Source organism: Persicimonas caeni (assembly GCF_006517175.1).
GTDB classification, from domain to species: domain Bacteria; phylum Myxococcota_A; class Bradymonadia; order Bradymonadales; family Bradymonadaceae; genus Persicimonas; species Persicimonas caeni.
The window spans coordinates 4,660,640-4,675,473 of the sequence record NZ_CP041186.1; the positions used below are offsets into that span (position 1 = coordinate 4,660,640).

Sequence of the window (14,834 nt, forward strand, 5' to 3'; positions counted from 1 at the left end):
TGCGGGGTAGAGAGCGGCGTGGCAGTTTAGCCGCAAGTTCTAACACCCCCATCGAGGAGATCCGATGCGCCTCTTTTCGCTTTGCCATCGCTGGATTGTTTGCCTGCTCACCGCCGTTGTCATGCTCGCAGCCGGCTGCGCGTCGAGCACGCCCGTGACCGACGCGCCGCTCGAGGCGACGAAGCAACAAGAGCTTCGCCAGACGCTCGTCGGTACCTGGCAGCACACCCACACCGAAGACGCCGACGGCCAGCGCGAGCCGATGAACGCCGCCAAGATCACGTGGACGTTTAACAACGACGGTACCGGCGTGTATCACCAAGTGGTGCCGACGATCGGCATGGACGCCAAGAATCCGTTCCAGTGGCAACTCGAGGGGCGCAATATCCGCCTGTCGATGGAGACGGGAAGCGACGCCACCTACTACCGCGCCGACGAGTGGGCCGCCGGTCAAATGAAGTGGTTCAACTACACGCTGAGCGATTACTACATCGTCAAAAAGCAGTAACGGAGCCCTATGGGCATCTCCTTTGACAACTTGAAGCCGCCTCGATGGGGCGGGCCGGTGCCCGGCCCCGTCGAGCGCGACCCGTGCGTGCTCGGCCCCGACGTGGTCCTCGACCCGCCGGTGGTGCTCTCGCCGATGGCGGCGGTGACCAACCCGCCGTACCGGATGATCTGCCGAGAGATGGGCGCCGGGCTGGTGGTCACCGAGATGATCCACGCGCGCAAGCTCGTCGAGGGTGACGAGCGTACCTGGCAGATGCTCGATATCCGCCCCTCGGAGCACCCGGTCAGCGTCCAGCTCTTCGGCAACGAGCCGTCGGTGCTCGCCGAGGCGGCCGCGATTGTGGCCGAAGAGGGCGCCGACGTGGTCGACCTCAACATGGGTTGTCCCATGCGCAAGGTCGTCTCCAACGGCTGCGGGGCGGGGCTGCTCGAAGATACGAAGCTCATCTACGAGATCTTCCGGGCGATGAGCGACGCGGTCGACGTGCCGGTGACCGGTAAGATTCGCGCGGGCTGGGAGGAGAGCAACGCGGTCGACGTCGGCCGAGCCATGCAAGACGGCGGGGCGGCGGCGGTGACCATTCACGGGCGCACCCGAAGCGACATGTACGACGGCCACGTCGACCTGGCGATCATCGCCGAGCTCAAGAAGGCCGTCGACATGGTCGTCATCGGAAACGGCGACGTGCATGACTGGCAGTCGGCTCGGCGTATGTTTCACACCACCGGATGTGACGCGGTCATGGTCGCGCGCGGCGCGCTCGGCAACCCATGGGTATTTCGCGAGCTCGCCGCCGACTTGGCCGGCGAGGAGGTGCCCGCACGGCCCGACCTGGCCGAGAAGCGCCGCACGCTCGCCCGCCACGTCGACCTGTATATCGACACATTCGGCGAAGAGCGCACGACCTTCGAAATCCGCAAGCACCTGTTGTGGTATTTTCGGGGGACCCCCGGGGAGAAGACGCTTCGGCGCAAGCTCAAAGATCTGCACAGCCGCGCCGACATCATGCGCGCGGTCGACGCGGCTTGTGAGGCGTGCCGAGAGGTCGGCGCCAAGGCGTCCTGAGAATCAATCTTCCAACATGCGATGCAGCGCGCTGGTGGTGAACGCCGCGGCCAGTCCGTACGCCAGGTGCGACCCGAGACGGTGTACGTGCTGGCGCACCGGATATTTGCGCGGTCCTTCGGCCAGCCCCAACGCCGGCACGGCGAGCTCGTCGCCCAAAAGCCACATCGCGCCCCCGTAGGTCAATCCCTTGGCCCACCGCGGGCCGGGCAGTCGCTCGGCCACTGCATCGTAGATGGCGCCCTGTGCAGCGCCGTAGGTCCAATGGACCAGTTGGCTGAGCTTCTCTTGTTGGCTCTGGGGCGGCTCGTGGTGTTCCACCGCCTCGTAACCCAGCCGAGCGAGGGCGGCGGTCGACGATTCTCCCTCCTTGTGATGAGTCCCCAGCAGCGCAATGGAGGTGGTCTGCCCGTTGGTCTTGCGGGTCTCGGTGCGCGGATCGGAGCCTGAAATTGTGGTGACGGCCTTCCAATAAGCTTGCATGGCCAACGTGCCCACCAGGCCGCCGGCCGTGCCGATGACGATGTCGGTCAAGAGGCTGTGGTTCCGGGAGTTTCTCATGATGCGCGTTCCAGAGAAGTAGGGTGGATACTCGGGGAGCAAACAGCACTTTCAGTCATGGTTGTGGTACGACCCAAAGCTGAACACTGGCCCCGCCCAAGCAAGTTGTGCCGTGGCCGTGGTTGCCGTTTGGGCGCTCAGTTCTTACCTTGCCGTATGCCTTTGGATGTCCCGAAATGGAGAATGTGAAGATGTCTGTACTCGTCGCCACCGATCTATCGTCCGGCTCTGAAAACGCGCTGCGCGCCGCCTCGCTGCACGCGCGTCGGAGCGACTCGAAGCTTGTGGTGTTGCACTGTCTGGAAGCGGCCGCCGAAGGCGTCGCGCTCAAGGACTTTGTGAGCCACTCCGAAGAGATCTTGGCCTCGGCCAAGCGAGACGCGCTCGTCGAGCTCGAGCGGACCTACCAGGACGCGGTCGCCGAAGAGTTGCGCCCGAGCGAGGTCGACTTTGGCGTCGAGCTCAAGTTCGCCGGCGTCGGGGTGCTCGAGGCGCTGAGCGCCGAGAGTTTCGAGCTGGTGGTGCTCGGTCCCACCGGGGCGGGGACGCTGTCGGGGATGCTTTTTGGCAGCACCGCCGAGGAGGTGGTGCGCGAGTCGACGGTGCCGGTGTTGGTGGTCCCGCCCGACGCGCACACCGAGGCGATCGGGTCGATCGTCGCGCCGGTCGACCTGTCCGAGTGCAGCCGAGCCAGCCTGCGCCACGCCGTCGAGTTGGCTCAGCTCCACGACGCCCGACTCGACATCGTCCACCACTACGTGGCGCCTTACGGCGGGCTCCTCAAGCTCGACTCCGAGCCGGCTCCCGAATCCCTGGAGCGCCTGGAGGCCGAGCGGCGAGAAGCGCTCGAGGCGTTTGTGGCCGAGGTCGATCTGAGCGGGGTCGACCACCGGCTCAAGCTGTGGAGGAGCTCGGTGACCAACAGCAGCCCGGCCGAGAGTATCGTCGAAGTTGCGCGTGACGATGAGGCCGACCTGATCGTGATGGGCACCCACGGCCGGCGCGGGTTCAAGCGGCTTTTTTTGGGCAGCACCGCCTTCAAAGTGCTGCGCCACGCGCCCTGTCAAGTCATGGTCGTGCGCGCACAGAAATGACGCACAGAAAGAACAGGGCCAAAGGGCGATCGCCTCGGCACGCGGCACCAGCCGGTTTAACGCTGTATTAAACGATCATTAAACCTTTTGGCCTCCAAACCCGCCCACAGGCGGTGCTCGCCGGGGTTCTTGTCGCCCCGACACCCTGCCCGGCTTGACCGGCGGCGTCTCGTGGTTATCTCTCAACACGCTCTCGAGCCGCCCCGTAGCTCGACAAACTTGAAACGCGCGGGCCTCGAGACGCATCGAAACCATAGAGAGCGGAACTGACGTAGTAGCTTCATCATCGCTCCTCGCTTGAAGTGAACACTTGAGGCGGGTTTCCCAATTTATTGACGAGGAGGACGAAGATGAACCAAGTGGAGTCTAGAGTCGACACGGACCAGGCCCACGTGGAAGTCGTCACCGAAGAGCAGCTTGCGAATCAACAGCAAGAGGAAGAAGACGAGCTGCTCGACCTTGCCACAGCCAACAAGTTATCGGCGCTCGACATCTCTGCGGACGCCGATCCGGTGGCTACCTACATGGCACGTTTGCAGAAAGTCGAGCCGTTGCCGGCCGACGACCAGCAGGAACTTGCTCGACGTTACGTCGAGGAAGATGACATGGACGCGGCCAAGCTTCTGATCCTGACCAACCTGCGTTTGGTGGTCAAGCTGGCCAAAGAGTACAAGCGCCGCTGGGCGGATATGCTCGACCTTGTCCAAGAGGGCAACGTCGGCCTGGCCGAGGCGGTCACACGCTACGATCCCTACCGTGGGGTCAAATTTACCAGCTACGCGCAGTACTGGATCCGCGCGATGATCCTCAACTACCTGATGAACTTCGTTCATCCGGTACGTATCGGCGGGTCGCGCGCCGGGCGTAAGTTGTTCTACAACCTCAAAAAAGCGCGTCGCGAACTGTCGCGCCGAGGCGTCAAGCCCACGGCCAGTCGCGTGGCCGATTACCTGGAGGTCGACGAGAAAGAGGTGGTCCGCGTGGGCGCCCAACTCGACGCCCCTCCCGTGGCGCTCGACGCGCCGGCGCCGGGCTACGACAGCACCACCGTCGGCCAGTTGATGGAAGGCGACCACGTCGCCCCCGAAGACGCCTTCGCCGAATACGAGATCTCCTCGCAGATCGAAGGGTCGATCGAGGCCTTCGGCGAGTATCTCGATGATCCGCGCGAGAAGGCCATCTGGTTCGAGCGTATGATCGTCGACGACTCCAAGACGCTCAAGGAGTTGGGCTACGACTGGGATGTCTCCAAGGAGCGTATCCGTCAGGTCGAGGTCGAGATCCGCGGCAAGTTCAAGGAGTTTTTGCTCGACCGCGTCGGTGACGACGTGGAGATCTCGTGGCTGGAGCCGTAAGAGAGTAAGCAAAACAAGCCGAGCCCGACAGGGCGCAGCATATTGACTCGATAGCCCCCGGCGAAGCGCAGCGGAGTCGGGGAGAACGAGTCATCGAGACGCCGGCGCCACCCTCCTCACGGGGTGGCGCCGGCGTTTTGGCTTCTTGGGGGCCCGGTTGGGAGCGCTTGGGGGTCGACCGCGGCGTCGAGATCCTTAGGTTTGGGGTGAGGTTGGGATGTCTGGTTCTCCAACTGCCCCGGGACGACGCGATGGCACAGACCCAACAGGATCGGCCTTTCGATTGGCGGGCGTTGGTCCTCGCCGGGATCATCGCCGGTCTCGTCTATCTGATCGTCGAGATGGCGCTTGTGCCGCTTACGGGCCTCAGCGCCTGGGCGCCTCCGCGCATGCGAGCAGCCATCGTCATGGGGCCCGAGGTGCTCACACCACTCGAGGTTTTCGACGCGGGAGTATTCGTGTTGGCGCTGGCGCTCCACCTGAGCTTGTCGATCGTGTACGCGGCGCTCATCGGCTTGTTCGTGCGCCTGCAATCAGTGGGAATGGCCGCGCTAATCGGCGCGGGGTTCGGCCTGCTGCTCTACATGGTCAATTTCTTCGTCTTCACCGGGGTCTTTCCCTGGTTTGCCGAGGCGAGAAGTTGGGTGACCGCACTCTCTCATCTGGTCTTTGGCGGGGTGGCGGGGGCCGCCTTTGTCTGGATCAGCCGACCGAGCGAATGGGGCAGGCCGACCGTTGCCTCGTGACGTCCCGACCGAGACTCACAACTCACAACTCACGACACAACATTTGGAGGGGAGGAGGATGCGCAAGCATAAAGACTTGAACGAGCAGGTGATCGTCGTCACGGGCGCTTCCAGCGGGATCGGAATGACCACCGCCGAGATGGCCGCCGAGCGCGGCGCGCGGGTGGTCTTGGCGGCGCGCAGCGAGGATAAGCTCGCCACGATCGTCAACCGCATTCACGCCAAGGGGCAACACGCCATCTATGTGCCGGCCGACGTCAGTGACCGACGCGATGTCGAAGAGATCGCGCGCACGGCCACCCGCGAATTCGGCGGCATCGATACCTGGGTCAATGTGGCCGCTCAGGCGGTCTACGGGCGCAGCGAAGAGGTGCCCATCGCCGACGCCAGGCGGCTCTTCGACGTCAATTACTTCGGCACCGTCCACGGGTGCAAGACGGCCATCCCGGTGCTTCGCCAGCGCGGTGGCGGCGCGCTCATCAACGTGGCGAGCATGGTGGCCGACACCGCGCTGCCGCTGTTGTCGCACTACTCGGCGACCAAGCACGCCATCAAGGCGTTCTCCGATGCGTTGCGCATGGAGCTCGAGGAGGCCGGCGACCCGATCACGGTGACGTTGATCAAGCCGGGGAGCGTCAACACCCCGTTCACCAAGCATGCCAAGAACTACATGGACGTCGAGCCGACTTATCCGCCCCCGGTCTACAAGCCCGAGGTGGTCGCGCGCGCCATCTTGAGTTGCGCGCGCAAGCCCAAGCGCGACGTGCTCATCGGCGCCGGCGCCAAGCAGTTCAACGTCGTCGGCGAGAACTACCCGCGACTGGGCGACAAGCTCATGGAGCGCACGATGTTCGACGCGCAGAAGACCGACCGTCCCACGAATGGGGCCAGCCAGGGCAACCTCTTCCAGCCGATGCGCAACGAGCAGCCGTCGCGTTACGGCGATTATGACGGGCGGGTGCGTGGCTCGAGTCTCTACACCCAGGCGCGCCTCCACCCCGTGTTGGCCACGGCCGGGGTGGCCGCCTTGGGCGTCGGGGCGTTGTACGCGCTGGGAAAAGTGACCAAGGTCGCCGCCAAGACGACCGGCAAGGCCGCCAAGGCCAGCGGCAAGCTCGGCTTGCTCAGCCTGGGGGCCAAGCTGTTGAGCTCCGATGACGACAAGGAGAAGCGCCAGGAGCGCCGCGACTGAGGCGTGGTTATTCGGCGCCGAGCTCGGGGGCAGCGGGCAAGCGTACTTGAAAGCGCGTGCCCTCGCCCGGCGCGCTGTCGACGTCGAGCTCGCCGCCCATGCGCTCGATGAGCTGCTTGCTGATGGAGAGGCCCAGCCCGGTGCCCTGATCGGGTTCTTTGGTGGTGAAAAAGGGGTCGAAGATGCGATCGAGGTGCGATTGTGCGATGCCCACGCCGCTGTCTTCGATGTCGATGGTGACCCAGCCGTCGAGCTGGTCCAAGACCACTCGCAACACCCCGCGATCGGAGTCGGCCGCCTCGATGGCGTGGGCGGCGTTGATCAGCATATTGAGCAGCACCTGGCCCAAGCTCGACTCGTGGCCCAAAGCCGGGGGAACCGACCCGTAATCGCGCACCAGGCGCGTGTTAGCGGGCAATTGGTGCGAGGCCATGCGGATCGACGTCTCGAGGACTTCGGACACCTCGATCGGGTAGGGCGGCGCGACTTCGTCGCGGGTGAACATACGCAGGTGGTCGATGATGTCGCGGATGCGATGCGCCCCTCGGGTCGCCGCGCGCAGGCTGTGCTGGATGTCGAGCAAGATGTCGGAGATGTCGCTGCGATCGGTGTCGAGGTCTGCGTCGGACGCGCCGAAGCGCTCGACGAGGTCCAGACACTCGTCCACACCGGTGTGAACAAGATCGAGGTGGCCGGTCAAAAAGGCCAAGGGGTTGTTGATTTCGTGGCCCACTCCGGCCGCCAACGTGCCCGCCACCACGAGCCGGTCGAGGGCCATGGTGCGCGCCTGCAGCCTCTTGCGCTGGCTGATGTCTCGTATCAGCGAAATCATGGCAGGCTGACCGTCGAAGGTCCCTTCGAACCGCGTCTCCTCGACCACGACTCGCTCGCCGTTGCGTGTGCGCAGGCGAAGCTCGATATGAGGCAACGGTGCTCGTTGCGCCCGGGCCTTGCGCTTGTTCGCCTGGCGCGCAGCCGCTCGGCTCTCCTCGCACAGCACAAACGAGTCGACTCGAATCCCAATCAGGTCGGCGGGGCTCTCGTACTCGAGCAACTCCGCCATGGCCGGGTTGGCGTACACCACCTGCTCGTCGCGGTGGATGACAATGCCTTCAGGGGAGTTCTCGATGAGTGTGCGAAAACTCTCTTCAGAGCGCTTGAGCCGTGTGCGCGCTTTGACGCGCTCGGAGATATCGGTGATCGCGACCAGGGACGCCTCGTACGCTTCACCGGTCACGCGAATGGGTTGGGTGGATACCAGCGTCTGCAGTGGCTGGTCGTCGGCAGTGCGAAACTCGTGTTCGATGACCTCGGAGATGCCCTGGGCTCGTCTCTCGAGGTTCTTACGGGCGCGCTCGGCCCATGGGGCGGCCATAAAAGAGAAGAGCGAGTCGCCGACCATTTCGTCAACGCGGTACCCCAGCATCTGGGCCATGCGCTCGTTGACGTACAACAACTTGCCGTCGAGGTCGCACAGCAGGATTCCCTCGTTGATGGCCTCCACGATGAACTTGAACGACGGCACTGGCCATGTCGGTAGCCCGTTACCAGACGTTGACCGCGAACTATCCGCCTTTAAGTCGTCCTTTTTCACAGCTGACGCTCCCTCAGGTTGTCGTACGGGAAGCTCGATTATGGGGCGTGTCGACGAGGATGTCGAGACGCTATTGGCCGCGCAAATAGGCATCGGCCGCTGCAAACTCTGCTTCGTCGAACACACGTATGCCGTGGCGGCCCAACAACGCAGCGGTGACGCCTTGGCCGGCGAGGCGCGTTCCGCTGAAGGTGCCGTCATAGATGGTCTTCGAGCCGCACGACGGGCTCTTGCTCTTGAGCACGGCGACTTTGGCGCCGGCTTCGAGGGCCGCGCGAAGCGCGTTGTGGGCCCCGCGCACGAATGACGCGGTCACGTCTTGGCCTTCCTCGGTGACCACGCGGGCGTGGCCGTCGAGCACGTCGGCACCCGTGCCGCCCACGATTTCGGCCGGAGGGCGCGGGGTGGGCAGGCCGCCGGAGACCTCCGGACAAAAAACACATATCCGTCCCTCGGCCTTCCAACGCGCCAAAATGGCACTCTCGGCTTGGGAGTGGCCCCCGTCGTAGCGCACCTTGCGGCCCAATAGGCAGGCGCTGACCAGTACACCGGCGTCTGACTCTCGCTGACTCATTTCGCGACTCCTCCTTGCGTATCGACCTGTCAATCACAGGCAATTCTTGGCTCCTGACGCCTCGATGTCTAATCTACATGTGGGGATAAGTTGACGGAACGCCAAGAAGGTGGTTCGATTGTCCCACCTGTAGTTCAGTCTGAAGGCACATTGATGGCGAGCGACGAACAAGAGAAGTCTCCAGACGCCCAGCGCGTCTATTACGACCACGAGCCGGCCTACAAGGCGATCGCGGAAGCGGGCGGAACAGGCTGGGATGATCTTCCCAGCGAACAACGTCACCTTTGCGATGACTCCGAGGCCACCGATTCGTATGTGGCGCTCGATCGCTTCTTAGCCTCACGCTGGGCTCCCCAGCCGGGCACACGCGCGATCGAGTTTGGCTGCGGCGGCGGGCAGGCCTCGATGCGCCTGGCCGAGTACGGCTACTCGGTCGTCGGTGTCGATTACTCGGAGACTGCCATCGAGCTGGCGCGACAGAACGCCGACGAGGCCGATCTCGACATCGATTTTGTCGTGGCCGACGTGCTCGACCTGTCGGACTTCGACGACGACGAGTTCGGGTTGGTCGTCGACAACCACTGCTTGCACTGCTTGGTCGAGCCGGCCGACCGCGAGGCGTTTCTGCGCGAGGCGACACGTGTGCTACACCCGGGCGGGATCTTCTTCTCGGAGACGATGACGCGCGAGGGCTTCTTCGATCCGGACAAGTTCGACGTCGATCCCGAAACGCACATCTCGGCGTCCGGCACGCGCATCTGGGTCTCCAAGATCGAACTCGACGAAGAACTGCGCGGCGCGAACTTCAATATCATCCACACCTACAGCCGCAACCACGGCCACGGCTTCGGCTACACCTTCGTGAACTACGCGCTGGCGCGCTGACCATTCGGGGGCCTGTCAACTTGGTTGACACCCGAGCGTCCACCTCCTTCACGCTCGCGCCCCATCCTTATCTTCGACCCCTGCCGTAGCACTTCCTGAGGGCGATCTGCCCTTGGAACAGCCCTTGCTCTCCTGTCTGTGCGATTCGACGGAATCGTCACTCTACACCCAATTTTGGGAAACGACAGGAGGCAACCCATGGCAATCGCATCTCAACTCAAGTCGGCTCTAGTCGAAGTCGGCACTGCCGTACGCCGGCCCGAGCAACTCGCCAAGAGGTGGCAGGAGCAGACCGACGACGCACCGCCTGCGGCCGTCTTCGGAGTGCTGTTGCTCAACGCCGTGGTCGGCGTGGCGGCCTACGGGCTGACCATGCAGATGCACCGCGGCCCCGAGGGCATGGTCTCCGGGGCGTTTTACACCCCACTGGCCGCCGGGCTCGCCTGGTGCATCGCGTTTCCTGCGCTCTACATCATCCGGCGCATCCTCGGCTCCAAGATCAACTTCACCAGCACGGCGCTGGCCGCCTCGATCACCGTCAGCTTCGGGGCGAGCGCGCTGCTGGCGAGCGTGCCGATCAACTGGTTCTTCACGCTGGCGCTCCCGTGGTCGTCGGTGCGCTGGTTGGTCAACGTGGTCGTCTTCAGCGGCGTGGGCTTCTGCATGGCCGATGTCTTCTTGCGGGTGATGCGCGAGCTCGAGCCCCGCAAGAGCCACTTCTTCGCCTACCTGTGGCTGGCGCTTCTGGGCGTCATCGGCGCCGAGCTCTTCTACCTGTTTGGTATCTTTAACTTTTGATCGAGCGAATGAAGGAGGATGGTATGACCACGTTGAGCGCAGAGAATATCGATTCGGTGGACGCAGAAATGTCTGACACCGTGTTGGAGGACAAATCGGAAGGTTTTTTCGAACTCGTCTTGAGCGAAGGCCGCCCGATGGACGACCTGGTGATGGACGAAGGACAACTGGCCAGCACGGTGCAAAAGCTGCTGTTGCTGTCGGTCTTCGGGTTGGGGTTCTACGGCGTGGTGGTCGGCTTGGCCGCCCAGACGTCGACCCTGGGCACCTGGTTCACCGCCGGCACGCCCACCCTGTGGATGCCGCTGGCCTTCTCGGGGGCATTCCTGGCCGCCATCGGCATCTGCTTGCCGAGCTTCTACTTCTACACCCAGCTCGCCGGATTAGACGCTTCGTTTCGGCTGATCACCGCTCAGTCGCTTCGCGTGCAGGCCCGCACCTCGGTCGTGCTTCTGGGTGTGCTCCCATTCTACACCGCGCTCGCGCTGGGCATCGGCGTGGGCTTCGACCTGGGCCTGGGCGCCAACGGTGTGGTGCTCGTGGGAATGTGGCTCCCCTTCGCCGTCGGCTTGGTGGGTATCGCCGCGCTGTACCGCAGCTTCAAGCGCCTCGTCGAGCGTCTGCCCATCACCCACGAGCGCCGCGGCAACATCATGCTTCGGCTCGTGCTGTGTTGGGGGGCGGTCTTCTCGACCGTCGCGCCGGTGGCACTGTGGCGCCTGGGCGAATTCTTGGGAACCGTGATTTGAACGATTGGAGGATATGATGGGAATCACCGAAACGAGCATCATCTACGGCATCATCGGCGCGGTCGTCGCTTCGGCGATGTGGCTGGCGAGCCCGATCCAAAGCCTCGCCGCGGGGGCGGCGCGCTTTGCGCTGCACCTGGTCTTGTGGCCGTTCTTCGCCCCCGTGCTCCTCGGAGGCGCGGCCAACCGAGGCGCGTCGTCAGACCGCGCTTCCAAGCCGCGCCCGCCCGACCTCGACCCGCGCGTCGACCGGGCTGAAAGGCGTCTGCTCGACGCGCTGACGAGCCTCGACGGCGTCGCCGAGGACGTGCTCGGCCTCGAGATGCAGCGGGTACGCGAGCTCACCGGCTCGCTGGCCACCATGGCGCGGCGCATCGGCGAGATGGACGAGCTCTTGGCCACCGACGAGTTCGACGCCGCGCGAGCCGAGCGCGCGCTCGAGGCGCTCCGCGCCGACGCGGAGTCCGACAATCGGGCGCGTCGCGACAGCGTCGAGGCCCGGCTTCGCAATATCCGTCGGCTCGAGCAGATGAGACGGGCCTTGAGCGAAGACCTCGAACGGGCCATCCTCGAAATCGAGGAGATCAGCTCGCAGATTCGCCTGTTGCGATTCGCCGACCGACCCGAACACGAGGTCAGCGGGCTGATCCAAGATATTGCAGCCACCGTCGAGGGGCTCTCCGAAGGACTTTTGTCGACCCGATGACTCCACTGTACGCCTACAGCCTCATCCCGGTGCTCTGCGTCGCGCTGCTGCTCTTTTTCACCGCAGCGTTGCGCGGCCAGCGCGCCCGGGGCTTGGCCGCCTATTGTCTGGCGACGGCCGGCTGGTCGGCCTCGCTTTTGCTCACCTACTTTCCCGAGACTGCCCCCATCGGCGAGCGCCTGGCCGCGGGCGGCGCCTTCGTGGTCGCCAGCTACCTGCACGCCGCCTACGACTTCACCGAGCAGAAGTCCTACGGCCTGGTGTGGTTCGCCTACGCCGTCGCCGCGGTCATCACCGCCGCCGGCGCCCTGGTGCCCGGGCTTCTGTACGATCCGGTCGACCTGTCGGCAGGCCCCTTTTTCTGGGAGTCGATGGCGCTGGCGATGATCGCCGCGTCGGTGCCCATGGCCACGCTCGTGCGCGGTTGGCGGCGCGAAGACGACCCCCAGCGCCGCCGCCAGATGCTGGGCCTTCTCGGCGCCGGGTTCTTGGGCTACTCGGGCGCCTGGTTCAACGCCTATATGCTCTCGCACGGCCAAGTCGTGCCCTACGGGCTCTTCGCGGTGCTCGGCTCACTGCTGGTGCTCACCGGTGTCGTCCAGGCACGCCAGCGCGCCCGTGACCGGCGCCTGATGGAGCGAAGCCTGCTGTACGCGGCGATGACCGCCTTCATCTCGGCGGGTTTTTTGTTCGGCGTCCTCACGCTCATGTCCGAGAGCGCCGAGCCGCTGGTGACCGAATATCGCTTCGGCGCGCTCTTTTTGCTGGCGATGGCCGCGCTGGCCTTCGAGCCGATCCGCCAGCATCTACAAGGCGCGATGGGGCGCGTAATCGCTCGCGACCAGGCCGACGCCACCCAGCTGGCCGACGAGCTCGCCGAGCAGGAGCGCCGCGCCGACCAGGCCGAGAGGCTCGCCGAGCTGGGCACGTTTACCTCGGCGATCGCCCACGAGGTTCGAAACCCGCTCGGGGTGCTCTCGGCCTATGTGCGTATGCTGTCGGCCGAAGGTGTCGACCGCGACACGATCGACGAGATGCGCGAGCAGATCGAGCGCGCCAGCGAGTTTTTGGACGAGCTTTTGGCTTACGGCCGCCCGCGCGAGCTCGAGCTTCGCATGGTCGAGGTAGGCGACGTCGTCGAGCTGGCGTTTTCGTCGGCGCGTCAAGCGCTCGCCGAGATCGGTCAGGCCGAGTTCGACGTCGAGTTGAGCGACAAAATAAGCGTCATCGAGGCCGATCAGGCCCAGCTCAACCAGGTCTTCGTCATCCTCTTCGAGAACGCGCTGCTCGCCCTCGACGAGACCGACGGGGCGCGCATTCGAGTGCGCGGATCACTGCAGGCCGGCACGCTCGAACTCCATATCGAGGACAACGGTCCGGGGCTCCCCGAAGAGCTCGCCGGGCGGCTCTTCGAGCCGTTTGTGACCGGCCGGAAGCGCGAGGGCAAGCGCACCGGCACCGGGCTGGGCCTGGCCATCGCCCGACGCATCGTCGAGCGCCACGGCGGCGCGATCGAGGCGGGGCGCTCCCAAGATTTGGGCGGCGCGATGTTCACCATCGCGCTGCCTCGCCATCAACACGTACTCGCTGCAGCGACAGCAACCGAGGGATGAGCATGTCCGACAACGCACGCATTCTACTCGTCGACGACGACCGCGCGTTTCGCCGCGTCTACGGCAAGCTCTTGGAGGGTGAGGGCTACGAGGTCGAACGCGCCGACGATCGTCCGTCGGCGCGCGAGGCGTTTTCGTCGGGCGACTTCGACGTCGTCGTCCTCGACTTGATGCTGCCGCCCGACGGCAGCGTCCAGAAGGGGCTCGACGCGCTCTCGGAGATGCTCTCGGAGAACCCGCGCGCCAAGATCGTGGTCGTCTCGGGCGCCGGCGACACGCAATTTGCCGTGCGCGCGGTCAAAGAGGGGGCGTTCGACTTTTTGACCAAGCCAGTCGACCCGGACGTGCTGCTCATCGTCGTCGAACGCGCCGTGGCGCGCACGAAATTGCAGCGCCAGGTCGAGAGCCTGCAGGACTCGCTGGCCGCCTCGAGCCCGGCCGGCGCGATGATCGGCCAGAGCCCCGCTTTCGAGAACGCGGTGCGCATGGCCGAGCGCGTCGCTCGCAGCGACCTGCCGGTGCTCGTCACCGGCGAAAATGGCACCGGTAAGGAGCTCATGGCGCGCACCATCCACGAGCATAGCCCGCGCGCCGACGGGGCGTTCGTGGCGGTCAACTGCGGCGCGCTGCCCGAAACCTTGCTCGAGTCGACGCTGTTCGGCCACGTCCAAGGTGCCTTCACCGGCGCCAAGACCGACCGCCCGGGCGTCTTCGCCGAGGCCGATGGCGGCACCTTGTTCCTCGACGAAATCGGCGACACCCCTCCGTCCCTGCAGGTCAAACTCTTGCGCACCCTCGAGTCGGGCGAGATCCACCCGGTGGGCGCCGACCGCCCTCAGACCGTCGATGTGCGCATCATCTCGGCGACCAACCGCGACCTCGACGCCCTGCAGGCCTCCGGCGAGTTTCGCGAAGACTTTTACTGGCGCATCAAGGGCGCCGAGATCGCCTTGCCGCCGCTTCGCCGCCGACCCACCGACATCCCTATTTTGGCCGCGCACTTTTTGAATCAGGCCGCCGCGCTGTCGGCCGACGGCCGCGTCAAAACCCTCTCCGACGCCGCGCGCTCCGCGCTCCTCGAGCACGCTTGGTCGGGCAACCTGCGCGAGCTTCGCCACGAGATGCAGCGCGCCACAGTCTTGGTGGGCGAGCGCGACGTGCTCGAGCCCGAGGATTTCTCGTTCGGCCACAAGGTCGCCGCCGGCGCCGCCACGCCCGACACGCAGGCCACGCTCCACGAGAAGGTGGAGGCGCTGGAGCGCCGCGAGATCGAGGCGGCGCTGGTGCGCCACGGGGGCAATCGCACCCGCACGGCCGAGGAGCTGGGGTTGTCGCGGCAAGGGTTGCTCAACAAGATCGAGCGGTATGGGTTGTAGACGCGCATAACTCGT

Annotated in this window: 15 protein-coding genes; 12 read left to right on the plus strand and 3 right to left on the minus strand. The window is 65.0% G+C overall.

The genetic code is table 11. The features are described from left to right. The first annotated feature begins 64 nt into the window (after positions 1-64). On the plus strand, positions 65-508 hold the full coding sequence (locus FIV42_RS17140) for a lipocalin-like domain-containing protein (protein ID WP_141198875.1): 444 nt from the start codon (positions 65-67) through the stop codon (positions 506-508). A gap of 9 nt (positions 509-517) precedes the next feature. Next, a complete protein-coding gene (gene dusB, locus FIV42_RS17145) occupies positions 518-1,576 on the plus strand; it encodes a tRNA dihydrouridine synthase DusB (RefSeq protein ID WP_141198876.1) in 1,059 nt (352 codons plus the stop codon). Between the two features lie 3 nt (positions 1,577-1,579). Here dusB and FIV42_RS17150 read toward each other — a convergent pair whose 3' ends face one another. Continuing rightward, the gene (locus FIV42_RS17150) at positions 1,580-2,137 is read right to left on the minus strand and encodes a DUF1440 domain-containing protein (protein WP_141198877.1); all 558 of its coding nucleotides are present in this window, start codon (positions 2,135-2,137) and stop codon (positions 1,580-1,582) included. Positions 2,138-2,328: 191 nt separating this feature from the next. Here FIV42_RS17150 and FIV42_RS17155 point away from each other — a divergent pair, with 191 nt between their 5' ends. The 4 genes from FIV42_RS17155 to FIV42_RS17170 all read left to right on the plus strand — a co-directional run bounded on the left by FIV42_RS17155 (position 2,329) and on the right by FIV42_RS17170 (position 6,524). Continuing rightward, complete coding sequence (locus FIV42_RS17155; RefSeq protein ID WP_168210721.1) at positions 2,329-3,231, plus strand: universal stress protein; 903 nt, start codon at positions 2,329-2,331, stop codon at positions 3,229-3,231. 350 nt (positions 3,232-3,581) lie between these two features. Beyond that, on the plus strand, positions 3,582-4,586 hold the full coding sequence (locus tag FIV42_RS17160; RefSeq protein WP_141198879.1) for a sigma-70 family RNA polymerase sigma factor: 1,005 nt from the start codon (positions 3,582-3,584) through the stop codon (positions 4,584-4,586). A 251-nt stretch (positions 4,587-4,837) separates the two neighbouring features. Continuing rightward, positions 4,838-5,332 carry a hypothetical protein gene (locus FIV42_RS17165; RefSeq protein ID WP_141198880.1) on the plus strand — a complete coding sequence of 165 codons (495 nt, stop codon included), beginning with the start codon at positions 4,838-4,840 and terminating at the stop codon, positions 5,330-5,332. A 58-nt stretch (positions 5,333-5,390) separates the two neighbouring features. Next, a complete protein-coding gene (locus FIV42_RS17170) occupies positions 5,391-6,524 on the plus strand; it encodes an SDR family oxidoreductase (protein ID WP_141198881.1) in 1,134 nt (377 codons plus the stop codon). Between the two features lie 7 nt (positions 6,525-6,531). Here FIV42_RS17170 and FIV42_RS17175 read toward each other — a convergent pair whose 3' ends face one another. Further along, positions 6,532-8,049 carry a PAS domain-containing sensor histidine kinase gene (locus tag FIV42_RS17175; protein ID WP_168210722.1) on the minus strand — a complete coding sequence of 506 codons (1,518 nt, stop codon included), beginning with the start codon at positions 8,047-8,049 and terminating at the stop codon, positions 6,532-6,534. Between the two features lie 139 nt (positions 8,050-8,188). Then, a complete protein-coding gene (locus FIV42_RS17180; protein ID WP_141198883.1) occupies positions 8,189-8,692 on the minus strand; it encodes a DUF523 domain-containing protein in 504 nt (167 codons plus the stop codon). 153 nt (positions 8,693-8,845) lie between these two features. Between FIV42_RS17180 and FIV42_RS17185 the strand changes: the two genes are divergently transcribed. The 6 genes from FIV42_RS17185 (at position 8,846) to FIV42_RS17210 (ending at position 14,819) form a co-directional block, all read left to right on the plus strand. Beyond that, positions 8,846-9,577 carry a class I SAM-dependent methyltransferase gene (locus FIV42_RS17185; protein ID WP_141198884.1) on the plus strand — a complete coding sequence of 244 codons (732 nt, stop codon included), beginning with the start codon at positions 8,846-8,848 and terminating at the stop codon, positions 9,575-9,577. Positions 9,578-9,775: 198 nt separating this feature from the next. Then, positions 9,776-10,375 (plus strand): hypothetical protein, encoded by a 600-nt coding sequence (locus tag FIV42_RS17190; protein ID WP_141198885.1) that lies wholly within the window; start codon positions 9,776-9,778, stop codon positions 10,373-10,375. 23 nt (positions 10,376-10,398) lie between these two features. Further along, positions 10,399-11,124 carry a hypothetical protein gene (locus FIV42_RS17195; RefSeq protein ID WP_141198886.1) on the plus strand — a complete coding sequence of 242 codons (726 nt, stop codon included), beginning with the start codon at positions 10,399-10,401 and terminating at the stop codon, positions 11,122-11,124. A gap of 16 nt (positions 11,125-11,140) precedes the next feature. Next, the gene (locus tag FIV42_RS17200) at positions 11,141-11,830 is read left to right on the plus strand and encodes a hypothetical protein (protein ID WP_141198887.1); all 690 of its coding nucleotides are present in this window, start codon (positions 11,141-11,143) and stop codon (positions 11,828-11,830) included. Further along, on the plus strand, positions 11,827-13,443 hold the full coding sequence (locus tag FIV42_RS17205; RefSeq protein WP_141198888.1) for a sensor histidine kinase: 1,617 nt from the start codon (positions 11,827-11,829) through the stop codon (positions 13,441-13,443). Before FIV42_RS17200 ends, FIV42_RS17205 begins: the two co-directional genes overlap by 4 nt. Positions 13,444-13,445: 2 nt before the next feature. Beyond that, the gene (locus FIV42_RS17210) at positions 13,446-14,819 is read left to right on the plus strand and encodes a sigma-54-dependent transcriptional regulator (RefSeq protein WP_141198889.1); all 1,374 of its coding nucleotides are present in this window, start codon (positions 13,446-13,448) and stop codon (positions 14,817-14,819) included. The last annotated feature ends 15 nt before the right edge of the window (positions 14,820-14,834 follow it).